Source organism: Allorhizobium paknamense (assembly GCF_030815125.1).
Lineage (GTDB): Bacteria > Pseudomonadota > Alphaproteobacteria > Rhizobiales > Rhizobiaceae > Allorhizobium > Allorhizobium paknamense.
The window spans coordinates 87,194-110,351 of sequence record NZ_JAUSWH010000012.1 but is presented as its reverse complement, the minus strand read 5'-3'; the positions used below and the strand labels follow the sequence as shown (position 1 = coordinate 110,351).

Here is a 23,158-nt window from a genome sequence, read left to right as displayed (position 1 = left end):
GGGTCAGACCTTTTCGACTTCCGGACGGCCGAGGATACCCGTCGGCTTGAAGATCAGCACGAAGGCGAGGATCGCGAAGGTCGCCACATCCTTGTAGGCAATGGTGAAATAGGCCGACCAGAGCGATTCGATCAGGCCGATCAGCAGCCCGCCGAGAACAGCCCCCGGCAGCGAACCGATGCCGCCCAGAACAGCCGCGGTAAAGGCCTTGACGCCGGGAATGAAGCCATCGGTGAAAGAGGCGACGCCGTAATACATCAGATACATGGTACCGGCGACGGCTGCGAGGGCGGCACCCATGATGAAGGTGACGGAAATGGTGCGATCGACATCGACCCCGAGCAGCGCCGCCATCTTGCGGTCCTGTTCGGTGGCGCGCTGGGCGCGGCCAAGCGGGGTCTTGTTGACGATGTACCAGAAGGCCGCGAGCAGCACAGCCGTCACCAGCACGATGATGATCTGCTTCAGCGAGATGGTGATGGCACCGAAGTGGTAGACATCGCTGACCAGCGCGGGGATGGGCTTGTTGCGCGGGCCCTGGCTGACCTGGATGAAGTTGGAGAGCGCAATCGACATGCCGATGGCGGTGATCAGCGGTGCAAGACGGAAGGAACCGCGCAGCGGGCGATAGGCCACACGCTCGATGGTCCAGTTCCACAAGCCGGTCATCAACATGGAGATGACGAGCATGATCAGAAGCGCCAGCGCAACGGGAATGCCGGCAAAGAACGTGGTGAGCACCAGGAAAACGATGAGAGCGGCGAAACCACCCAGCATGAAGATGTCGCCATGGGCGAAATTGATCATGCCGATAATACCGTACACCATCGTATAGCCGATCGCCACAAGGCCATAGATGGATCCAAGAGTCAGCCCGTTTATGAGCTGCTGGATGAAATACTCCATATGCCAATCCCCCGGACAGCCACAATCATGTGGTGTCCTTCTTTATGTTCCCCTCGGGTATTCCCGTTTTGGGGTTTTTGATCTTGGGGCCGATTTGATAGCGTTTTTGGCAAAAATGTGAAGCCTGAAATGGCTGGGCCAGTGCACTTTTCTGTAAACTGCTCACGATTTGAACATTTTCACCGAATTACGCCCGAAAACAGTCACCGAAAGGTGGAAAAATGCGCATTTGCCTCGCCCTTTCCAATCTTCGAAACTGCGAAAATCCCGAGCGATTACAACCGGGATTTTTTCATGCTCTGCAGCATTCGCCGATGCGGATTTTCGAACACGGCGATATTGCAGAAACTTCATTCCTCCGCAAGATCATGGGTCTTGACCAGAGGCAGTGACGCCGCCACCGGCGATAATCACGTCGTCATAAGGGGCGGGCTCAGACGCGCGCCAAAGGCGTGGCCAGCGGCGATTGGCCCGACAAGGCTTCCTTCAGAAGCTAAAAAGCTGAATAATGCATGCGGGATCCCATGGAAATCGGTGGGAGATGGACACAAGATGGCAGAGTGAGAAAGACGGGACGGCAACCGGATCACACGCGCGGACTCTGGATCATCGCAGACTGGCCTCTCCGTCAATCATGGCGAAAAGGTGTTGATTATAACTTTCGAGGCATGTCACATCATTTGACAACGTTGGCACGAATTAGGAATAAGATTTATTATTAAAAAGAGAGGGAACATGGATGCACTATGTCGCACCGGCGCAAGAAATTGCCATGCCAGCTGAGGCTGAAAACCGCCATGTCGTCTCGCAGCCGCTGCAGGTGAGCCGGGACGCCCGCATTCTCCTGAAGGGGCATAAGCCAAAGATTCTGTGGTTTACCGGCCTGTCGGGCTCGGGCAAATCCACCATCGCCAATGCGCTGGAAAAGAGCCTGAACGAGGCGGGCGTTCACACCTATATGCTCGATGGCGACAATATCCGCACCGGACTGAACAGCGATCTCGGCTTTTCCGATGCCGACCGGGTGGAAAACATTCGCCGGGTCGCGGAGGTTGCCAAGCTCATGGCCGATGCCGGTCTGGTCGTGGTGGTCTCCTTCATTTCGCCTTTCGAAGCCGACCGGCAGATGGCCAGGAGCCTGATGCGCGAGGGCGAATTCGTCGAAGTCTTCATCGACACCCCCCTGGAAGAATGCGTGAAAAGAGATCCCAAGGGTCTCTATCGCAAGGCGCTAGCCGGCGAAATCAAGGAATTTACCGGCATCAGTTCTCCCTATGAGCCACCGGCCAATCCGGATATACGGTTGGTGACGCGCAGTGCAGGTCCGCAGGCGCTGGCGCGTCAGGTGATCGATTTTCTCAATCTGAAGGCTTGAGGGGCCAACACCCCTTCTACAGCGGCGTGCGTTTTATCAAACGCACAAAGGACGCTGTAAAATTTTAAATCTGCTGCATAATTTTCACTAAATCGATTCCGATTTAAGGAATTATGCAGTAGAGCATTGTTCCGAGAAAAGTGGGAACCGGTTTTCCGTCCGGAAATGCTTAAAAACAACAAGTTAGAGCATTTCAGTGTTTCCGTGAAACACTGAAATGCTCTAGGGTCAAAACTCAATCAGGATGGGTGTTCTGTTGAACGGGATGGGATTGAATGGCCGCGAACAAGCGCAAGGCAAGGCCCTAAGGCCTTGTCGAGCATTGTTCGCAATCAGGCGGCCCATCCCGCTCAACCCTTCGGGCAAGGCGTATTTTGCGTCTGCGGGCGTCGGAAAGGTTTGAAAATGATCGGCATTTCCTGCACCTTTCCTCCTACTCAGACACAAAATACGCCTTGCAGAACACCCATCCTGATTGAGTTTTGACCCTAGTTCCTGGAAAGGACGCTCTGTGCTGGATGTGTTTGAACGGGCAGCACTGCTTGCCGGTCGCGAAATCATGGCGGTTTTTCACCATGGCGCCACCGTGCGCAGCAAGGAAGACGCATCACCGGTGACAGAAGCCGACGAGCGGGCCGAGGCCGTGATTCTGTCGCATCTGGCTGCGGCCTTCGGCGACATTCCCGTCGTGGCAGAAGAGGCCGTGGCGGCCGGGCACATTCCGGCGACGGAAAGCGGGCGCTTCATTCTGGTGGACCCTCTCGATGGCACCAAGGAGTTCATTCGCAAAAGCAATGATTTTACGGTGAATATCGCCCTGGTGGAGGACGGCGTGCCCACACTCGGCGTGGTCTACGCACCGGCCAGCGGGGTGCTGTACAGCGGTGGTTCCGACGGTGCGGAAAAGGTGGCTGTCAGCGCGGATTTCGAGATCCTGCACCGCCAGCCGATCAAGGCGCGGCAGACCCTTTCGCCGCCGGTGGCGGTGGCCAGCCGCTCGCATGCCGGGCCGGAAACGGAAGCCTTTCTGGCTGCCCGCGCCATTCGTGACACGCGCTCTGTCGGCTCATCCCTCAAATTCTGCCTGGTGGCCGAGGGCGACGCCGATGTTTATCCCCGCTATGGCCGCACCATGGAATGGGACACGGCCGCAGGCGATGCCGTGCTGCGGGCAGCCGGTGGCATGACCCTGACGCTTGGCGGAACGCCGCTGCTCTATGGCAAGCGCAAGCAAGCAGAGGACAGTGATTTTGCCAATCCCTTCTTCATTGCCTGGGGAGCGGGCTGGCGCAGCGAAACCTAGTGCACTGACGCATTCACGTTGCTCATGCTCAAGTGCGCTAGGCCTTTGTTTATGCATTGATTTTTCCAAACAAAGATGAATCTTTTGTTTGGATCAATGCATTAGGGGCGTCCGGTGCAGCGCGGGGATCGCGACCGGCATTTTCCCAAGTGAATCAAGCCTTCCATCCTCGCTATCTCCACCTCCTGAAGACGTGGTGGACAATGTCCCTGCATGATCACCACGCAAGGACGTCCGGATGAGCGACAACAGTGCCCGATTGAACCTCCCCTTCATTCTGCCCTCCCAGGCGCAGAAACATGTCACCCATAACGAGGCCTTGCAGGTGCTCGATGCCGTCACGCAGCTCGTGATCGAGGACACGCTGTCGAGCCCGCCGGACAGTCCCGGCGAAGGCAATTGCTACAGCATCGGCACGGGCGCGAGCGGCGCCTGGGACGGCTATGGTGGCAAGATTGCGGTGTGGCAGGATAGTGCCTGGGCATTTCTGACACCGCAGGCAGGCTGGCGCGGCTTCTTCCGCACGCTGGGCAGGATACTGGTTTATTCCGGCAGCGGCTGGGAGGAACAGGCCCTGCCCCCGCAAATCATTGCGGAGCAACTGGGCGTCAACAGCACACCGGACAGCACCAACCGGCTCTCCGTCGCCGCCGATGCCAGCCTGTTCAACAATGCCGGCAGCGACCACCGCCTGAAAATCAACAAGGCGGCGGCAGACAATACCGCGAGCCTGCTGTTCCAGACCGGCTGGTCCGGCCGGGCAGAAATGGGGACCTCCGGTTCCGACACCTTTTCCCTCAAGGTCAGTGGGGATGGCAGCAACTGGACCACAGGACTTTCGATCACCAGCGCAGGCCAGGTGCTGCAACCGAACAAGCCGGCAGGGCGCGTGCGCCTCAGCTCACGGTCGCTGGCCATCAGCAGCGGCACCATCACGGGATTCGACACGCTGGTCATGGGTCAGGGCGGTATAGCACTGGGGCAGACACTCAGTGACGGGCGCCAGACCTTGAAGGTGCCGGTGGAAGGGCTTTATGCCGTCTCTGTTTATATAAGCGGCAGCACCGCCGTCGATTATGCCGTGACCGTTATCGACACTGTTAATAACGAGTTCCTTAAGCTCTACCCCGGCACCGCCTCGACCTTTGAAACAACTCGCTACAGTGTCTTGAAGCTGAGCGCGGGCGTCGAGCTTTCGATCAGCCACACCGGCAGCGCCGTTCTGGGCGTACTGGGCCGGGCAGCCCTCATCGACCTGCATCTACTTTAAGTAATTTATTTCCATAAAATACAACCGAGCAGTAAGACCTGCCCATTTTGGGTGGGTTGTACCGATTGAACAAGATCTGTCTGGCTTTGAGACAAATAGTCCCAAGAAAGGCGTCTCATTCAGAGAGGTTAACCATTGGTTAAGATTAAGAATGACGGTAAGACGATGGGGGTATAAATCAGCAGGCAGGAATTCACGACGTGGCAGCGGAGCGGAAATTTCCACTTTCGGAAACGGGATGGCGGCAAATCCCTCTGCTGCGGCCTTGGGAGGCTTGGATGGAAAGCCTGCATGCACCACACGGCCTGCGCGCCCGCCGAATGGTCCGGGACGGCTATTCTGTGCCCTCCTCTCAGGATGGGCCGACAATCGGCAACCGCAGGCCCGGTGATCTCTGGGCCAAGCGGGCACTGGATATTCTCGTGGCTTTTCTGGCGCTCCTGGCGCTTTTGCCGCTTCTTCTGCTCATTGCCCTGCTCATCCGGCTGGACAGCCCGGGCCCTGCGCTCTTCCGGCAGGTACGCTGGGGCAAGGACCAGACGAAAATCCGCATCTACAAATTCCGCACCATGTATGTGGATTGCTGCGATCCCTCCGGCGTGCGGCAGACGGTGGCGCAGGATCCGCGCGTCACCCGGCTTGGCGCGCTTTTGCGGCGCACCAATATCGATGAACTGCCGCAATTGTTGAATGTTCTGCTGGGCGATATGTCGCTTGTGGGCCCCCGGTGCCATGCCATCGGCATGCTTGCGGCAGGCGTGCCCTATGAGACGCTGGTGCCGGACTACCACCGCCGCCACGCCATGCGCCCCGGCATCACCGGCCTTGCCCAGATGCGCGGCCTGCGGGGACCGACGGATCGTGCCGCACGGGCTCGTGCCCGGATCGCCTCCGACCTCTATTATGTGGAAAACTTTTCCTTCTGGCTCGATCTGAAGATCATCCTGGGCACGCTCAAGGCGGAGCTTTTTAACGGTGGCGGCTTTTAGGCGCCAAAATTGTTCCAAAATGTCACAGATGGCGATCCTGGCCCTCCACACCATCGCCCTTTAGAGACGAACAACGCGCGATAAGTGCATCCCTGCACCAAAAGCAACGCAAGGGATGCGTGTGTGTATAGTTGCGCAGAATTCAAAAAAATTCGAGAAATCCTGTCATGTGAGGATAAAAAATCATTCACATTCAACAATTTTGATGGGCATTTCGCCCGGTAAGTCCGATTTTTACTCAAAATACGCCTGAAGCCTGAAAGAAATAGCTAGTGACGCGGACATCGCTGACGCCAGGAACTCCGCTCAACTTTACGGCACATGCTGCAGCGCCACATCAGCTGCCACAGGCAACTCCCTAAAATTATTATCAAATTGTTACCGTTGGCTTAGTCAATTTTTAAAGGTGCGACGTTAAAGTCTCGGTCTGTGGTCTTGAGTTTGTATTAGAGAGTCCAATGACCGAAACGATACGCCCGCGAGTAAAATACGTTATCGGCCCGGATGGCAGCCCGTTGACGATTGCCGATCTGCCGCCTGCCAATACCCGCCGCTGGGTCATCCGCCGCAAGGCGGAAGTTGTCGCTGCCGTTCGTGGCGGCCTGTTGAGCCTGGAAGAGGCTTGCGAACGGTATACGCTGACCGTCGAGGAATTCTTGTCCTGGCAATCCTCCATCAACGATCATGGCCTGCCGGGCCTGCGGACCACGCGCATTCAGCAATATCGCCATTAAAAGATTTGCCTTACAGCGCCGTGCGTTTTCTCAAACGCGCAAAGGACGCTGTAACGCTTTAAATCTGCTGCACTCCCTGCCCGAACTGATGACGGAGCGGGTGGATTAAAAAAACAGGCGCGCTCACCTTTTCAGGATTTTGCGCGCCTTTTCCTGTTTCAGGCTGACGCAAAACCGCGATCAATCCTCCACCGCTCGGCGTTGAAACAACGCCGATGCCGGAACAGCAGATATGCCTGATCAGGCCCCTCCCCGGCCGACAGCCTGGCATCGCTCTTTTTCTCAAAGCATGAAGGATGACCAGCCCATCCCAAGGGCACATCCCCTGAGACTGTCATAAATCTTAACGTGTGGACTGTTGAAAACTGTGGTGACGCCAGCGCCGCTGCATCAAAACAGGCCAAAACGCCCTGACCCTCTACAGTGTTGCCCTGAGAAAAGCGGACACACTTTAGGGGTCGAGGCGCTTGATAGCAATGAAAAAGGGTTCCGCACCGCAGGCTGCGACGCGAAATTCAGGATGATCCGGTTTTCGGATCAGGCGCGGGCGCGCTGGCCGCCATCCCGCTCTTCAAGGGCTGAGGCCTTGGCATAATCGGCTTCAGCTTCTTCCAACGCCAGTTCGGCAGCGTCCTGCTGAACCTTCAGTTCCCGAATGGAGATCTGAAGATTGTCAGCCCGCTGGCGGGCGGCTTTGGCAAAAGTCGGATACGCAAAATGCGAAGGGTCCGTAATACCCGACTTTTTTTCTTCCACGGAGATCTGCGTCTCCAGTTCCTTGGCCATTCGTTCGAATTCACTCATCATCAGTTGCAGCTGCTGCAACTGGCGACGCTTTTCCGTGACCTGAAATGCCTTCAGGCGAACTAGGCTCTCACGCGACTTCATACGCAATACTCCCGAGAGGCGAGCAGCCCCGCTTTCACTCAGATTTCGACATCGCCCGCGGCATTCCAACGAATCAGCCCCGAAAAATCTCGCGGCGTTAACAAAAAACTACCTTTGGTAACCTTTCGTTTACGGGCATCGTTAATGATAAGGAAGATCTTTTAAGGGTCGGTAAATGCCAAGGTCCAAAATTCAGGACTGTGACAATGATGAGTCAATTGAATCGCTTAGGGGGGATTTCTCCCAGATCGATTCATCTGTGGCGATGGGGAAATAACAGAGGAATCAGGAGGCTGGCCTTCTTGCTTAATAAATTCGATACGCCTTGCCAGAGTGAATCAGAATTTGTTAACCATTTGGTGGCAGCCTTCAAATCAGGCAACGACTGGATCCGTATCGCGTAGGGGGCCAATCTTGACCTTTCGGCGGCGGTAAAGGGGATAATTATGCGGGTTCTACTCATCGAAGACGACAGCGCCACAGCGCAGAGCATCGAGCTGATGCTCAAGTCCGAAAGTTTCAACGTCTACACCACCGATCTCGGTGAGGAAGGCGTCGATCTCGGCAAGCTTTACGATTATGACATCATCCTTCTCGACCTGAACCTGCCGGACATGTCGGGCTATGAAGTGCTGCGGACTTTGCGCCTGTCCAAGGTGAAAACGCCGATCCTCATCCTCTCCGGCATGGCAGGTATCGAGGACAAGGTCCGGGGCCTCGGCTTCGGCGCAGACGATTACATGACAAAGCCGTTCCACAAGGACGAGCTGGTTGCCCGCATTCATGCCATCGTCCGCCGCTCCAAGGGTCACGCGCAGTCTATCATCGTGACCGGTGAACTGGTGGTCAACCTGGACGCCAAGACGGTGGAAGTCGGCGGCCAGCGCGTGCACCTGACCGGCAAGGAATATCAGATGCTGGAACTGCTCTCGCTGCGCAAGGGCACCACGCTCACCAAGGAAATGTTCCTGAACCACCTTTATGGTGGCATGGACGAGCCGGAATTGAAGATCATCGACGTCTTCATCTGCAAGCTGCGCAAGAAGCTTGCAAACGCAGCCGGTGGCGCCAACTATATCGAAACCGTATGGGGCCGTGGCTATGTGCTACGCGAGCCGGACGGCAGCGAATATATGGAAACAGCCTGAGCGGTTGCCTTCCACCCGCATTTTTAAAGCCCCTTCGGGGGCTTTTATTTTGACCAAAATTTCGGGAAACGCCGTGTGGGATTGAACAGTCCTCGGCAATCCACGGCCAAGCCGTGCAAGTCACCCGGAATGACGGCAATGATCCGGAAAAAATCCATGCATTCGGAAATGTTGCCCCCAGAAAAGCGGAGGATTTTTAGGCCGCAGCGCGATCCGCGAAAGTCTGGGTGAGAATCTTGCGGTCAAAAGGCTTCAGCAGGAAATCATTGGCGCCGGCGCGCTTGCCCTGCATCATGGTTTTCAGATCGGCCTCGATCACGCAGTAATAAATCTTCACCGCCTTGCCTTCCGGGATGGAGCGGACATTGGTGATGAGATCGAGGGCGCCGTCCAGTGCGGCATCGACAATCATGAAATCGGGCAGTTTCTTGTCGCAGAGCAACAGTGCATCGCGGGCGGAGGCGGCTTCAATCACCTCATAGCCCAGTTCGGAAAGAATCTTGCGGCCCACCTTGCGAATGACATCGGAGGAGTCAGCGATCATCAACTGCTTCATATCGATCTCCCCTTTGCAACGGCCAAGGGGAGCATGCATCCCCTTCGTTTCGAACATGGCTTAAACAAGAGTGTGGCGAGGTCCGGTGCCAGCCACTGCGTCCAATAAAAAGTTCCAGGAAAAAGAGTAAAGGCGGGAGGCTAATGAAAGGTTACGCCCGCCCAGGAAAGTAGCCGATCCGGTTTATTTTCCCGAATCGGCTCATTAATTCAGGCCACAGTCTCGGCCGTGAAGGTGATTTCGCCCTCGCCGACCGTGTATTTCAGCTCCATACCCGCTTCATCGGCCAGAAGCACGGTGTAATAGGGCTGGATCGAGTGGGCATCGACGGCTTCCTCCAGACGGCCTTCGCAGATTTCCGCGAATTTCGGCGGCACCCGCAGGAGGCGGCCCTTGACCGTGATGGTGAAGCGCGCATCCGTTTCAGGATTTTCCAGCGTGACATCCAGCGAACCGCCGCGCGGAATGGCGCCATAGGCTACCAGAAACAGGTTGAGCAGCATCTTCACCCGGTTCTTGGCAATGATGGCGCGTGGGCCTGTCCAGGTGATTTCGGTTTTCTTTTCGGCGGCAGCGAAATCCCGCGCGGCCTTTTCCGCCTCACCGGTGTCGATGGATGCCCCGACGGAGCCCGAGGCCCCGAAGGCCAGCCGGGCAAATTTCAGCCGCACGGAAGCGTTCAAGGCGCTGGCGCGGATCAGTTCCATCGCATCTTCGTCCGCCCCGCCCTCGTCGAGCAGTTCCAGACCATTGGTGATGGCCCCCACCGGGGAGATGACGTCATGGCACACGCGGCTGCACAGGAGTGCGGCCAGATCCGGCCCGGCCAGCGTCAGATTCGGGTTCTTCAGCATCGAATTCTCCTCGACGGCAGGCGTTGCCCTGGCTCAAGCCAGATAAAACACCGTTTTTCTTTCTCACAGTTCAACGGATATCCCGTTTCCGGAACTGCGCTGTTCATGCTCTGTCGATCTTACCGTTGCGGCAAAACCGGCAAAATCCCAAAGGTTATCGCCATAAAGACACCATATTTGGTAAACCGATTGTTAAGACGATAGCATCAAGATGCTTCAGGACCGAAAATAGCGGTTCAGACAGTTCCTATACCGGGGAGGAAGCCATGGGCTTTTTCAAGATTCGGCACGTCATGCACACCTGGCTTGTGGCCGCAGCACTTGCGCTGGTTCCGTTTGCGCTTGGCGTTGCATCCACCGAGGCACACGCCCAGGGCGACCAATATACCATGCAGGAAGTCGTGGATGCCGGCCATTCCTTCTTCGGTTCCACCAGCGGCGCATTGGCCAAGGTGATCGAGCGGGCCTTTTCGCAATATGGCCTTCCCAATGGCTATATTCTCGGCCAGGACGGTTCCGGCGCCTTGATTGCCGGGCTGACCTATGGCGAAGGCACGCTTTACACCAAGAATGCCGGTCAGCATCCGGTCTTCTGGCAGGGTCCGTCGCTGGGCCTCGATTACGGCGGCAACGGGTCCCGCACCATGATGCTGGTCTATAATCTGCCCAGCGTCGATCGGCTCTACACCCGCTTCGGCGGCGTTAGCGGTTCGGCCTATGTGGTGGCCGGTGTCGGCATGACCGTGCTGAAAAACAATAACCAGCTGATCGTGCCGATCCGCACCGGCGTCGGTGCCCGTCTTGGTGTCAATGTCGGCTATCTGAAGCTGACACAGAATTCGACCTGGAACCCCTTCTGATACGAAGAGTCATTGAAAATGAGTTCGTATTCCCCTTTCGAGGCGAGGATGCGTTAGCATCTTCGATGCCTTGGTATGAGACGGCTCCAAAGGCAAGAAAGTAGCCTGCTGTGATTGAATATGCCCTGTTGTTTGCTCTGGGTTTTTTCGCTGCGGTGCTGCTGGTTGCGCTGATCAGTCCGGCCATTCACCGTCGCGTCGTGCTCTACACGGAAAACCGCCTGAGGGCGACCGCACCCTTGGGCGCGGATGAGGTGCGCGCGCAAAAGGATATGGTGCGCGCCGTCTATGCCGCTGAAAATGCCCGGCTGGCCCATGAGCTGAAGCGCGAGCGCGATTACCAGGTCGCCTTGAAGGTGACGGCAGACCAGGCAGATGCCGAGATGCGCCGGGCGCTAGCCAATGAAAATGTACTGAAGGAACAGATCGGCGCCATGAGCAAGGAAGCCGGGCAATTGCGCGCAGAACTGCGCGAGGCGGCCCGCCATGCCGAGCAGATGAAGGCCGTGCTGGAGCGCAGCGAATCCAGCATTGCGGCGCGCGATCTGGAAATAGAGGCGCTGACCCAGCGGCTTTCGGCAGCGGAGGAAGAAAAGCAGCAGCTGAAGCGCAGCCTTGCCTCCCGCGACACCCAGATCGAAGATTTTCGTTTGCGCGTCACCGCCATGCGGGACGAGCGCGACAAACAGCGTGACGAGACCCAGGCTGCGGTTTCCCGCGCGCAAAAGGCAGAGCAGCGGCTCTTGCAGGAAGAAGACCGGCGGTTGCGGCTGGAAGAGCGGCTGGAAAAGCTGAACGCCACCCCCGGCGGCACAAAAAAGGAGACGGTGATGGCCGGCATGCCCCCTGCAAAGACCTCTCCCGAGAAGGAGATTGCCGCGCTAACCGAGGAAGTACGGCTACAGAATCTGGCGCTGATCGAACGGCTGCAAAAGGCGAAAACCGCCGATGGCGATGAGGCGCTACGCGCGGAAATCGCCGATATCGCCGCCAAGATGGTGGTAATCACCGCCCGGCAGGAAGGCGAGGAAGGTCCGCTCCAGCCGCTGGTCGCGAAGGCCGCCGATCAGGGTGACAGTGAAGTGATGAAACGGCTGAAGCGCCTTGCGCCCGATCTTTTCAAGCCGCAGCCTGAAATGTGAGTTTATAGTCTTTACCCCACGCATTTCCGGAGGGAAAACCGGCTCCCACTTTTCTCGGGACAATGCTCTTGTTTTTACGCATTTCCAGACGGAAAACCGGTTCCCACTTTTCCTGTAAATGCTCTAAACCTTGCCCATGCCCCGGGCGATGGCGTGGAGCGCAATGCCGCTGGCGGTGCCGAGATTGAGACTGTCCAGCCGGGAGGATTGCGCGATGCGCACCGGCTGGAAGCGTGAGAGGATATCCGCTGGCAAGCCCTCGCCTTCGGTGCCCACCACCAGCGCCACCCGCCACGCCGGCTGGATATCACCGATTTCAACCGTGCCGGAAGGGCTGAGCGGCAGGATCTGGAAGCCTTCTTCATCAAGCCGCCGCAGCAATTGCCCACTCTCTCCCTGCCGCAGATGCGGCACCGCCAGCACGGAGCCGACAGAGACCCGCAGCGCCTTGCGGTAAAACGGATCGCAGGAGGTCTCGTCCAGCAGCACGGCATCGGCTTCGAAGGCTGCGGCATTGCGGAACATGGCGCCGACATTGTCATGATTGGAAATGCCGCAGCCCACGAGGATCAGGGCACGCGCCGGAAGCTCCGCCAGCATATCTTCAAAGGAAGGCACCGCCTCGCGCCGCCCGAGGCCCAGCACGCCGCGATGCAGGTGAAAACCCGCCACAGCATCCAGAACCGGCTGGCTGGCGGTATAGACCTCGATCTCCTCCGGCAGATCCGCCAGCAGGCTTTCCAGCCCGGCAAGACGATTTTCCAGCAGCAGCAGTTTTTCGGCCCGAATCCCCTGCCCTGCCCGGTGGGCGGCCAGCAAAAGCCTGAGCACCACCGTGCCTTCAGCAATGAAGCGGCCCTCCCGCCCCACCAGATCGCGCTCGCGGATCTGGCGGAAGGCGGCGATACGGGGATCGTCCGGATCGGTGATCCGCAGGCTGTGCGTCACCGCGCCCCCTCGACCGCGATGTCCGAAACGAAGCGGCCCGACGCGGCATCGAAGATGAAGGCCTTTGCCTTGCCATCCGCCGTCTTGCCATAGAACAGCACCTGACTGCCGGACAGCGCCGTGGAGGTCACCGTAAAGCCCTCGGGAAGCGTGGCGGTGCGGGCCAGCGGCTGGTCGGATGGCACGGAAAGTGCTGCCGCCGGTTGTGCGGCGGGGCTTGCGGCTTTCGTCTGCATAACCTTGTAGACAACCGCGCCCAGGACAAGCATAAGGCAAAACAAGATCAGGCCGACCGAAACGAGCTGCAGGATCACCATTTTCCGGCGCACATGCTCGAAAGCCGGATCGAGGGGCTTCTCTTCCTGTTCTTCCGTTTCAATCTGACTCATCGAAACCTCAACCTTTCCCCGGCGTGACTGACAGGCAGGACTTTGACACAATGACCGATCCCTTTAACCAAGCCGAGGATGCAAGGAAAGAGCTGATTGCCGGTGACGATGCCGAAGGCCGGCTGGATGCCTGGCTTGCGGAGGCGCTGCAGGGTGAATTTTCCCGCAATCGCATCAAGGCGCTGATCGAACAGGGCGCGGTCGAGGTGAACGGCAAAGCGGTAAGTGAGCCGAAGCGCAAGATCAGGCCCGGCGACAGCGTGGTGATTGCCCTGCCGGAGCCCGAGGATGCCGAGCCGCAGGGCGAGGATATTCCCCTCGACGTGCTTTATGAGGATGACGATCTCATTGTCATTGCCAAGCCTGCCGGTCTCGTCGTGCATCCAGGCGCCGGAAACTGGACCGGCACGCTGGTCAACGCGCTGATCCATCATTGCGGCATGAGCCTTTCCGGCATTGGCGGCGTGCGCCGTCCCGGCATCGTCCACCGGCTGGACAAGGACACTTCCGGCGTGATGGTGGTGGCGAAAAACGACAATGCCCATCGGCATCTGGCGGCGCAATTTGCCGATCATGGCCGCAGCGGCCCGTTGGAGCGCGCCTATCAGGCCGTGGTGTGGGGGCGCCCGCGCAGTCTGGCGGGCACCATCGATGCCGCCTTGGGCCGCGCTGCCGACCGTACCCGCCGTGCCGTGAAGCGTGACGACAGCGCCGATGCCCGCGAGGCGATCACCCATTACGAAGTGCTGGAGCGCTATGGCGAAAAGCCGGACGCCACCTGCCTTGCCTCGCTGGTGGAATGCCGGCTGGAGACGGGCCGCACCCACCAGATCCGCGTCCACATGGCCCATATCGGCCATCCGCTGATCGGCGATCCGGAATATGGCGGTTCCTTCAAGACCAAGGCCAATCTGCTGCCGGAACCGGCCCGCGGCCTCGTCAACGGCTTTCACCGGCAGGCGCTGCACGCCTATCTTCTGGCCTTCGAACATCCGGCCACCGAAGAGGTGATGCATTTCGAGGCCCCCCTGCCGGAGGATCTGGAAGAGATGCTGGAAGCGCTAAGGGCGATCTGAGGAACCGGAGAGGGGTTTAAGGGTTATAGCCCATAAGACGCCAGCGGTCGCGCGCCGACAGCCAAAAACCACGGCTTTCACAAAGCCTGTGAGGCTTGAATCGCGTCTTCATCATTCTTATCTTTGACCCGGACTCGTGTGGGATCATGAGATCCACAGGAGGGGACTTGCCCGGTTTTGGGAAGTTCGTGAAGAAAGGGGTGCTCTATGGCCCGGAATACCTTGCCTACGATTACTGCCGGCGAAGCCGGTCTGAACCGCTATCTCGACGAAATCCGCAAGTTCCCGATGCTGGAACCGCAGGAAGAATACATGCTGGCCAAGCGCTATGCCGAGCACGGCGACCGTGATGCCGCGCACAGGCTGGTGACGAGCCATCTGCGTCTCGTGGCCAAGATCGCCATGGGCTATCGCGGCTATGGCCTGCCGATCGGCGAAGTGGTCTCCGAAGGCAATGTGGGCCTGATGCAGGCCGTCAAGAAATTCGATCCCGAGCGCGGTTTTCGTCTGGCCACCTATGCCATGTGGTGGATCAAGGCCTCGATCCAGGAATATATCCTGCGCTCCTGGTCGCTGGTGAAAATGGGCACCACCGCCAATCAGAAGCGGCTGTTCTTCAACCTGCGGCGTCTCAAGGGCCGTATCCAGGCCATCGACGAAGGCGACCTGAAGCCGGAACAGGTGAAGGAAATCGCCACCAAGCTGAATGTTTCGGAAGAAGAAGTGGTTTCCATGAACCGCCGCCTGTCCGGCGACGCGTCGCTGAATGCGCCGCTGCGCGCCAGCGAAGGCGAATCCGGCCAATGGCAGGACTGGCTGGTGGACGATCATGACAGCCAGGAAGACATTCTGATCGAACAGGATGAGCTTGAGACCCGCCGCAACATGCTCTCCCGCGCCATGGGCGTGCTGAACGAGCGCGAACGACGCATCTTCGAGGCCCGCCGTCTGGCGGAAGACCCGGTGACGCTGGAAGAACTCTCTGCCGAATTCGACATCAGCCGCGAGCGTGTGCGGCAGATCGAGGTCCGGGCTTTTGAAAAGGTTCAGGACGCCGTGCAGAAGGATGCCCTGGAGCGCGCCAAGGCCCTGAGAATGGTGGAGGCCTGAACCGGGCATCTCCGGCTTTTCAGCTTGAGGAACCGGACCTACTGCATATTTAAAGCGTTACAGCGAACCTTTGTGCGCCATGTATGGCGCACGGCGCTGTAATATCTCTATCCCTTTTTTTTCAAAAGTGCATCGCAAAGAGCGGTGCGCTTTTTTTTATGATCACGAAGAACGCTTCCCTCTTTTGCTTTTGCTGCGCGAAAAAGCGCAGCAACATGCCGTGACATTTTTTCATCCGCAAGTGTTCTTTAGAATACAACCTGACACACCTTAAGCGCGCTGTCGCGTTCAGAATATTCAACGCATTTAGAATATATATCTTCTAAAAATCGAGAGAAGAGAGCCTCTAAGGAGATAAAACTGCCTGAAATCAAACATTACAATCATATTAATGAAATATCATCTAAAAATAGATTCACTTAGGATGAATAGCGAATAAACGAAGTATGTGTAGATATACACGCATCGGATGCATGAAATGAGTGCGTGCACGACTTAAACGCTTGATTAACGATAAAGTCACTTCAGAGAGATTTCGCGGAACAAATCCGCGAAAGCAGAAAAACCCATAAAATTGAAGGGATGTAAATAATCTTTTAGATGTTCTTCGCTAATATAACCTATGGGAGAGGATGTTAACAGGTTTGCAACCTACATACTTTAGAGAAGGCGCATGGAGTTTTCCTGATTTGAAACAAGGGCATCGTCTCCGGATGGGACAATGCCCAGTCAGTCTTCAGGAAAAAACCGGATACATTCGTGTCAGCAAAGTTCCTAGGCTTATGCCCGAGAACTGCATGATAGGAGAAAAATCGAGATCGCAATGAAAAGAAGGCCGGAAAATCTAGCCTGTCTTTCAAGGTGAACATGGCGACAGCTGGAAGATCCTTCGGTTGGAGCGCGCTTCTCAAGGCATGACAACATCTGCAACGACAGAACTGCTCCAGAAAGGTTTGAAAGGCCAGAATAGATGCTGAAAAATATCCGAATCCTGACAAAAATCTCGCTTATTCTCGGCCTGTTGATCGTGGTCAGCCTGGCCGTTGCAACCGTCAGCTACACGTCCAGCAGCACGCAAAGCGATAGCGCGCGCTGGACGGACCATACCTATGTGGTCATCAACAAGATCAACATGATGATGGCGGCGATGGTGGACCAGGAAACGGGCATGCGCGCCTATCTTCTGGCCGGTGACAAGAAGTTCCTGGAGCCGCAAATCGCCGGTGCCAAGGCCTTCAAGGAAAATTGGGATGCTCTCAAGCAGCTGACCTCCGATAATCCCGTCCAGCAGAAGCGTCTCGACAGCATTGCCGCCCTGGCGCAGACCTGGAATGAAAAGGTCGTGCTTGCCGAAATGAAGCTGATGGAAAATCCGGCCACCTGGGAGCAAGCGCGCCAGATCGAGATTTCCGGCGCGGGCAAGACCTCGATGGATGGTATTCGTGGCCTCGTCAAGGAAATGGTCGATGCGGAAGCCTCGCTGCTTGGCGTCCGTAAGACCTCAGCTGAAAACGCTGCTTCGCTCTCGACCACCACCTCCATCGTCGGCGGCATCGCCATGATCGCCACGGCTGGCCTTGGCCTGATCTTCCTGAACGGCGGGCTTGTGCGACCGCTGCGCGGCATTAACGACTCCATGCTGGAATTGGCAAAGGGCCGCAACGATATCGACATCCCTGGCCGTGGCCGCAAGGATGAGATCGGCGAAATGGCGGCCTCTGTCGAGGTCTTCCGCCAGACGGCGATCCAGAAGGTCGAAAGCGATCGCGTGGCCAATGAAACCCGCCAGACCACCGAAGCCGAGCGCGCCCGTGTGGCGGAAATGGACCGCAAGCGCGCCGAGGAAATGAGCGTGGCAACCTCCGGCCTGGCAGAAGGCTTGAAGCAACTGTCGCAGGGCGATCTGACCTTCCAGCTCCAGCAGCCCTTCGCTCCCGATTTCGAAGGTCTGCGCAACGATTTCAACACTGCTGTCGGCCATCTTCGCGAAACACTGCTGCATGTCTTCAATGCCACCGGCACAATCGACTCCGGCGCGCGGGAACTGAGCAGCAGCGCCAACGATCTTTCCAAGCGCACCGAGCAGCAAGCGGCCTCGCTGGAAGAAACCGCCGCAGCCCTGGACCAGATCACCACCAACGTCGCCAATTCGTCGAAGCGTACGGAAGAAGCCCGCAGCGTGGCGCTGGAAGCCAATCGCTCCGCCCGTCAGTCGGGTGAGGTGGTATCCCAGGCCGTCACCGCGATGCAGCGGATCGAGCAATCTTCCAGCCAGATCTCCAACATCATCGGCGTGATCGACGAGATTGCTTTCCAGACCAACCTGCTGGCGCTCAATGCAGGTGTCGAAGCCGCTCGCGCCGGTGAAGCAGGCAAGGGTTTTGCCGTTGTTGCCCAGGAAGTGCGCGAGCTTGCCCAGCGCTCTGCCCAGGCTGCGAAAGAAATCAAGGATCTCATTCGCAATTCCGCCCAGGAAGTGGAAGGTGGCGTCAGGCTCGTCACGGCCACCGGCGATGCCTTGAAAGTCATCGAAGGCCATGTCGTCTCCATCAACGCACAGCTTGATGCCATTGCCACCTCCGCCCGCGAACAATCTGTCGGTCTCTCGGAAGTGAACACTGCCGTCAACCAGATGGATCAGGTGACGCAACAGAACGCCGCCATGGTGGAAGAAGCCACAGCCGCAAGCGCCGGTCTGGCCTCTGAATCGGACAAGCTGAGACACCTGATCAGCCAGTTCCGCTTCGAAGCCGGTGGTCGCCCAGCCGCAGCGCACGCGGCGCCCTCTTCCAGCGCCTCCCCTGCGCGTGGACCGGCTGCGGCCACGGCATCCGCCAAGCCGCAGGCTTCTCCGGCCCGCCGGATGATGAACAAGGTTGCCAAGGCCATGGGCGGCGGCGGCGGTGCAGCCGCTGAAAGCTGGGAAGAGTTTTGAGGCGTAGAGCCTTTGCTCGGCAACCGCATGAACGTTAAACAAAGCCCCGGTCCGGCCTATGCTGGATCGGGGCTTAATCATTAAGCTCTCCCCACTTTTTCTGGAAATGATCTCTCTCGCCGCATTTCCGGACGAAAAACCGGTTCCCACTTTTTCTGGAAATGCTTAGCCCGCCGCCATCAGCGCCAGCAGAGACAGGACCAGCGCCGGGATCATCACCACGGCGCCGATTTTCAGGAAGTCCCAGGTGCCCATGGAAAGGCCCTCGCGGCGCAGTGCCGAAAGCCAGAGAATGGTGGCGAGAGAGCCGGTCACGGAAAGGTTGGGGCCAAGATCGATGCCGATCAGCACCGCAGCAGACAGCGTATCGGAGGCATGCGCCGCCTGCACGGTTGCGCCCGCCACCAGACCTGCGGGGAGGTTATTGACCAGATTGGTCATGAAGCCGGTGATGAGCCCCGTGCCCATGATCGACAGCGAAGGATGCGCAGCGGAGGCCTGCGACAGAAGATCGGCCAGCAGACCGGTCAGCCCCGTCTTGTCCAGCGCCTCCACCAGCACGAAAAGTCCGGCTACCAGCGGCAGCACGCTCCAGGAAATGCCCTTGACGGTGGGCCAGGGGTTTTGGCGGTTGAGCGCCAGAACCAGAAGTGTGGTGATCGTTCCGGCCACGAAGGTGGGCAGGCCGAGATCGAGACCGAGCGCCGAGGCCAGGATGAGAATGACAGCGGTCAGCGCGAGGCCGCCACCGGCAAGCCGGGCTCCGTGGCTGAGATGCGGTGTTTCGATCTCCCGTTCCGGCTGTTCGGCGCTCAGCCGCTTGCGCACCGTCCAGTAGAGCATGGCAAAGGTGACGATGATCGCCACCAGCGACGGCAGGGTGAAGGTTGTGAGCCACTTGCCAAGCGGCGGCATGGTGCCGCCGCCGAAGATCACCAGATTGGCCGGATTGGAAATGGGCAGCACGAAGCTTGCCGCATTGGCGATGAAGGCGCAGATCAGCAGATAGGGCATGGGATCCTTGAGCCTTGCTGCCCGGGTTGCCGCGTAGACCGCAGGCGTCAACACCACGGCGGTGGCGTCGTTCGACAAAAAGGCCGTCACCAGCACGCCCACACCGTAAATGAGCGCGAAGAGCCGGAAGGCCGAGCCTCTGGCGCGCGCGGTGGCCAGCGCCGCAAGCCAGTCGAACAAGCCCTCGCGCCGCGCCAGTTCCGATAACAGCATCATGCCGATCAGGAAGAAATAAACGTCATAGCCCTTTGCCACGCCGGTCAGCACATCGGCTGGCGCAATCAGGCCAAGAGCCAGAAGAAGGGCAGCGCCCAGAACGGCCCAGACGGCTTCAGGCCAGCCGAAAGGCCGGCCAATGACGCCCGCGACGGAGAGGGCGGAAATTCCCCAAACGATAGAATGGCTGGTCATGCAGGATCCAATGCAGAGTGAAGGCTGGGCAGAATAAAGTCTGGGCGACAGATAGCGGTCTTGAGCGAAAAGTCCATTCCGCGTCCCATAACCTTCGCATTTTGGGAACAAATTCCCGATGCCGCAGTTATGCGGCTGGCCGCCGATAGTTCTGCCCGTCCGGCCAGACCGATCGCAACGACAAAGGCTCCACGTGCTGCAACCTGGCCAACTCTTGTTTCACACGGTCTGGTACCTGGCTACAACCCTTTGTTTTCGAATAATTTCCTGCGCGAAACCGGTTCCCACTTTTCCTGGAAATGCTCTAGAGGCTGCACTTGGATCATCATCACCGTTCCCATTCCGTCAGCCGGCGGTCGCTTCTTGCCCTTGCAGGTTTGAATTTCTTTCTCGCGGATGCGCGGGATGGACTCGGTCCCTTTCTCGACGGATTTCTGGCCACGCATGGCTGGAAACCGATGTCGCTCGGCGTGCTGGCGACGCTCGGCGGCGTACTGGGGCTGGTGGCAACGCCGCTGTTTGGTGCCGTGGTCGATGCCTCGCACCGCAAGCGCACGCTGATCATTCTCCCCGTCATCCTGATTACAGCGGCGGCGTTGTGGACGCTTGCCTCTCCCGACAATCTCGCCGTCTTCGGCGGTCAATCGGCAACCGCCATTGTCGGCGCGGTGATTGGTCCGGCGCTGATGGGGCTGACGCTTGGGCTTGTCGGTGAACGGGCGTTTTCCGATCAGGTGGCGCGCAACGAGACCTGGAACCATACCGGCAATGTGTTTTCACTGGCCTGCATTTTCTTCATCAGCGGCGCTTTCGGTCAGACTGGCGTGGTCTGGCTGATGGTCGCCACGGCGCTTGCCACCATTGCCGCCGTTCTGGCCATCGATGCCAGCGAAATCGACCACGACGCCGCACGCGGTTTGAACGAGGATGACGGGCAAAAGCAGCCCTCCGGCTTCGACGTTCTGCTGGAGCGGCGCGGACTGCTGTTTCTGGCGGTGATCCTGATGATCTTCCATTTCGGCAATGCGCCGATCAGCCGGTTGATTGCGCAGGATTTCTCCGTGCAACTGGGCAGCCCCTTCCGCACCACCGCCATTACCACCGGGGTTTCACAGGTGTCGATGATCTTCGTGGCGCTGGTTGCGCCCTGGCTCATCCGCAGGATAGGCCTTGGCAATGTACTGCTGGCGGCCCTCATTGCGCTGCCGGTGCGCGGCGCCATCGCCGCCACCTTTCACAGCTTCGGCTCCATCTATCCCGTGCAGATCCTCGATGGTGTCGGCGCAGGGCTGATCGGCATTGTCACGCCCATCGCCGCCGAGCGCATTCTTTCCGGTACCGGGCGCTTCAATGCAGGGCTGGCCGCCGTCATGACCCTTCAGGGCATTGGCGCCGCCTCCAGCAATGTGGTGGCCGGCTGGCTGACAGAAAAGGGCGGCTATGCCCTGGCCTATGCCGTGCATGGCGGCGTTTCGGCGCTGGCCGTGGCCGTCTTTCTCATGACGCGCCATCAGATGACACCTCACAGGCCACAGACCAAGGCGGCGGCGTGAGACAAGCGGGGACGTGAAGGAGCGCCTCCCCCGTGAGGCCTCCTGCATATTTTGCGCCACAACCGGCATTTTTTACAATTATCCCGGAACAAAGGCAAAATATCCAGTGTATAAAAAACAACATCAAGAAAATAACATCAAAATACGCCTTGAAACGGAGTGTGTACTGACACATCCGGAATATGAACCGAAAATGAACGAAAAAATATCCAAAACTTGCTTACCTCGATAAGGAACAAATCTTCAGCTCGGCAGTTTTTCCGCCATCGAAACGAGAGGAAGGAAAGACCCATGAAGACGACAACCAGCCTTGTTCTTGCTGCGGCACTTGCCGCTTCCTTTTCCACGGCAGCCCTTGCCCAGGACAGCACCGTAACGGGTGCCGCCGGCGGGGCCGTGACCGGCGCGATTGTCGGTGGTCCGGTGGGTGCCGCCGTGGGTGGCGTGGCCGGCGCCATTGCCGGTACGGCGATCGATCCGCCGCCGCAGCGCGTCGTCACCTATGTGGAACAGCAGCCCGCCCCGGCTCAGCCCTATGTGGTGGAGCAGAAGGTCGTGGTCGGCAAGCCGCTGCCGCGCCAGGTGGTGGTGACCCCGGTGCCGGAAGATCCGCACTATGCCTATGCCATTGTCAACGACCAGCGGGTCATTGTTGATCCGCAGTCCTATGTCGTGGTTGACGTGGTGGAATAATCGCCTGTGAAAGATGCTTTCGCGGCATCGTCAAACACCCCGGTAGCCTCTCGCTGCCGGGGTGTTTGAGGTTTCATCTCCCAGCCAACATCGCCCCTGCCCCTCGTGATCGCCGCTTCCGCCTGCGAAATTAACCTTACTACATTGTAAATAAGATGTGACGGCTGCCGAAGATTGTGTCCGCCCCCGGGGAGGACTACAAAGGTTGAGGGATGCTGGAACCGATATGATAAAGTTATTGCGTAAATTCCTCGACACAGGATCTGAATCCACCTTGGTCGGCATGCGAAACCGTGTTGTCATCGAGCCCGGTCGCTTCTCGGCGATGTATGCCGTGGGCGATGTGCATGGGTGTTTTGCCGAATTGCTGGATGCCGAATGCCGCATCCTGCGTGATGCCGCAGGCCGCGATGGCCGCAAGCTGATCGTCATGCTGGGGGATTATATAGACCGCGGCCCGTCTTCGCGCCGGGTGGTGGACCATCTGATGAAGCCGCTGGGGCCGGATTTCGACCGCGTGACGCTGTGCGGCAATCATGACGACGTCTTCTGCCATTTTCTGGAAGACCCGTCCGGCGCCCGGCGCTGGCTGGATTTCGGCGCTGCTGCAACGCTCTATTCCTACGGGATCGATCTCGATCAGGCCTTGCAGGAAGGTGGACTGGCCGCCCTCACCCACCAGATCGGCAAGGCCGTGCCGGTTGAGCATTATGACTGGTTCAAGTCGCTGCCGTCGCTGCTCACCATCGGGCAGTTCGTCTTCGTGCATGCGGGCCTCAAGCCCGGTCAGGCGCTGGAGAGCCAGACGGATGAAGACCTGATGTGGATCCGCGAACCCTTCCTCAATCGCGGCCCGGAACTGCCTTTTACCGTCGTGCATGGCCACACGCCGAGCGACAGCGTCACCTTCGGCAAGAACCGCATCGGCATCGACACAGCCGCCTATGCCACGGGCCGTCTCAGCGTGCTGAGGATCGTGGACGGCGTGCCGAGCCTGATCTGAC

Annotated in this window: 21 protein-coding genes; 14 read left to right on the top strand and 7 right to left on the bottom strand. The window is 58.3% G+C overall.

Annotation, left to right across the window (positions count from 1 at the left end):
- Positions 1–3: 3 nt before the first annotated feature.
- A complete protein-coding gene (locus QO005_RS17250; RefSeq protein WP_307159306.1) occupies positions 4–906 on the bottom strand; it encodes a branched-chain amino acid ABC transporter permease in 903 nt (300 codons plus the stop codon).
- Positions 907–1,678: 772 nt separating this feature from the next.
- Here QO005_RS17250 and cysC point away from each other — a divergent pair.
- From cysC to sciP, 5 genes are all read left to right on the top strand, one after another.
- Positions 1,679–2,281 carry an adenylyl-sulfate kinase gene (gene cysC / locus QO005_RS17245; RefSeq protein ID WP_307159305.1) on the top strand — a complete coding sequence of 201 codons (603 nt, stop codon included), beginning with the start codon at positions 1,679–1,681 and terminating at the stop codon, positions 2,279–2,281.
- A 511-nt stretch (positions 2,282–2,792) separates the two neighbouring features.
- Positions 2,793–3,584, top strand: a complete 792-nt coding sequence (cysQ, locus tag QO005_RS17240; RefSeq protein WP_307159304.1) for a 3'(2'),5'-bisphosphate nucleotidase CysQ — start codon at positions 2,793–2,795, stop codon at positions 3,582–3,584.
- A gap of 238 nt (positions 3,585–3,822) precedes the next feature.
- Positions 3,823–4,854, top strand: a complete 1,032-nt coding sequence (locus QO005_RS17235; protein WP_307159303.1) for a DUF2793 domain-containing protein — start codon at positions 3,823–3,825, stop codon at positions 4,852–4,854.
- A 320-nt stretch (positions 4,855–5,174) separates the two neighbouring features.
- Entirely contained in the window at positions 5,175–5,843 is a 669-nt protein-coding gene (locus tag QO005_RS17230) for a sugar transferase (protein WP_370878095.1), read from the top strand.
- Positions 5,844–6,301: 458 nt separating this feature from the next.
- On the top strand, positions 6,302–6,577 hold the full coding sequence (sciP, locus tag QO005_RS17225) for a CtrA inhibitor SciP (protein WP_250937111.1): 276 nt from the start codon (positions 6,302–6,304) through the stop codon (positions 6,575–6,577).
- A gap of 537 nt (positions 6,578–7,114) precedes the next feature.
- Here the strand turns inward: sciP and QO005_RS17220 are convergent.
- Entirely contained in the window at positions 7,115–7,465 is a 351-nt protein-coding gene (locus tag QO005_RS17220) for a flagellar export protein FliJ (RefSeq protein ID WP_307159301.1), read from the bottom strand.
- Between the two features lie 446 nt (positions 7,466–7,911).
- Here QO005_RS17220 and ctrA point away from each other — a divergent pair, with 446 nt between their 5' ends.
- Positions 7,912–8,613 (top strand): response regulator transcription factor CtrA, encoded by a 702-nt coding sequence (gene ctrA, locus QO005_RS17215; RefSeq protein ID WP_307159300.1) that lies wholly within the window; start codon positions 7,912–7,914, stop codon positions 8,611–8,613.
- A 196-nt stretch (positions 8,614–8,809) separates the two neighbouring features.
- Here ctrA and QO005_RS17210 read toward each other — a convergent pair whose 3' ends face one another.
- Positions 8,810–9,169, bottom strand: a complete 360-nt coding sequence (locus tag QO005_RS17210) for a response regulator (protein WP_307159299.1) — start codon at positions 9,167–9,169, stop codon at positions 8,810–8,812.
- Positions 9,170–9,378: 209 nt separating this feature from the next.
- Positions 9,379–10,023 carry a histidine phosphotransferase ChpT gene (gene chpT, locus QO005_RS17205; RefSeq protein ID WP_307159298.1) on the bottom strand — a complete coding sequence of 215 codons (645 nt, stop codon included), beginning with the start codon at positions 10,021–10,023 and terminating at the stop codon, positions 9,379–9,381.
- A 266-nt stretch (positions 10,024–10,289) separates the two neighbouring features.
- Here chpT and QO005_RS17200 point away from each other — a divergent pair, with 266 nt between their 5' ends.
- Both QO005_RS17200 and QO005_RS17195 read left to right on the top strand, forming a co-directional pair.
- A complete protein-coding gene (locus QO005_RS17200; RefSeq protein ID WP_307159297.1) occupies positions 10,290–10,883 on the top strand; it encodes a DUF1134 domain-containing protein in 594 nt (197 codons plus the stop codon).
- Positions 10,884–10,993: 110 nt separating this feature from the next.
- A complete protein-coding gene (locus QO005_RS17195) occupies positions 10,994–12,025 on the top strand; it encodes a coiled-coil domain-containing protein (protein ID WP_307159296.1) in 1,032 nt (343 codons plus the stop codon).
- A gap of 123 nt (positions 12,026–12,148) precedes the next feature.
- Here the strand turns inward: QO005_RS17195 and QO005_RS17190 are convergent, their stop codons facing one another.
- Together QO005_RS17190 and QO005_RS17185 are read right to left on the bottom strand one after the other, a co-directional pair.
- Positions 12,149–12,973, bottom strand: coding sequence for a TrmH family RNA methyltransferase (locus QO005_RS17190; protein WP_307159295.1), 825 nt, complete (start codon positions 12,971–12,973; stop codon positions 12,149–12,151).
- Positions 12,970–13,362, bottom strand: a complete 393-nt coding sequence (locus tag QO005_RS17185) for a hypothetical protein (RefSeq protein WP_307159294.1) — start codon at positions 13,360–13,362, stop codon at positions 12,970–12,972. The genes QO005_RS17190 and QO005_RS17185 overlap by 4 nt, the downstream gene beginning before the upstream one ends.
- A gap of 50 nt (positions 13,363–13,412) precedes the next feature.
- On the opposite strand from QO005_RS17185, the gene QO005_RS17180 reads away from it, so the two are divergent.
- From QO005_RS17180 to QO005_RS17170, 3 genes are all read left to right on the top strand, one after another.
- A complete protein-coding gene (locus QO005_RS17180; protein ID WP_307159293.1) occupies positions 13,413–14,438 on the top strand; it encodes an RluA family pseudouridine synthase in 1,026 nt (341 codons plus the stop codon).
- Between the two features lie 207 nt (positions 14,439–14,645).
- Positions 14,646–15,548 carry an RNA polymerase sigma factor RpoH gene (gene rpoH, locus QO005_RS17175; protein ID WP_307159292.1) on the top strand — a complete coding sequence of 301 codons (903 nt, stop codon included), beginning with the start codon at positions 14,646–14,648 and terminating at the stop codon, positions 15,546–15,548.
- Positions 15,549–16,518: 970 nt separating this feature from the next.
- On the top strand, positions 16,519–18,483 hold the full coding sequence (locus QO005_RS17170) for a methyl-accepting chemotaxis protein (protein WP_307159291.1): 1,965 nt from the start codon (positions 16,519–16,521) through the stop codon (positions 18,481–18,483).
- Positions 18,484–18,648: 165 nt separating this feature from the next.
- On the opposite strand, the gene QO005_RS17165 is transcribed toward QO005_RS17170, so the two are convergent.
- Complete coding sequence (locus QO005_RS17165) at positions 18,649–19,908, bottom strand: arsenic transporter (RefSeq protein ID WP_307159290.1); 1,260 nt, start codon at positions 19,906–19,908, stop codon at positions 18,649–18,651.
- A 317-nt stretch (positions 19,909–20,225) separates the two neighbouring features.
- Here QO005_RS17165 and QO005_RS17160 point away from each other — a divergent pair, with 317 nt between their 5' ends.
- The 3 genes from QO005_RS17160 to QO005_RS17150 all read left to right on the top strand — a co-directional run bounded on the left by QO005_RS17160 (position 20,226) and on the right by QO005_RS17150 (position 23,157).
- The gene (locus tag QO005_RS17160) at positions 20,226–21,461 is read left to right on the top strand and encodes an MFS transporter (protein ID WP_307159289.1); all 1,236 of its coding nucleotides are present in this window, start codon (positions 20,226–20,228) and stop codon (positions 21,459–21,461) included.
- Between the two features lie 291 nt (positions 21,462–21,752).
- Positions 21,753–22,154 (top strand): DUF1236 domain-containing protein, encoded by a 402-nt coding sequence (locus QO005_RS17155; protein ID WP_307159288.1) that lies wholly within the window; start codon positions 21,753–21,755, stop codon positions 22,152–22,154.
- Between the two features lie 226 nt (positions 22,155–22,380).
- On the top strand, positions 22,381–23,157 hold the full coding sequence (locus tag QO005_RS17150; RefSeq protein ID WP_307159287.1) for a metallophosphoesterase family protein: 777 nt from the start codon (positions 22,381–22,383) through the stop codon (positions 23,155–23,157).
- Position 23,158 lies beyond the last annotated feature (1 nt).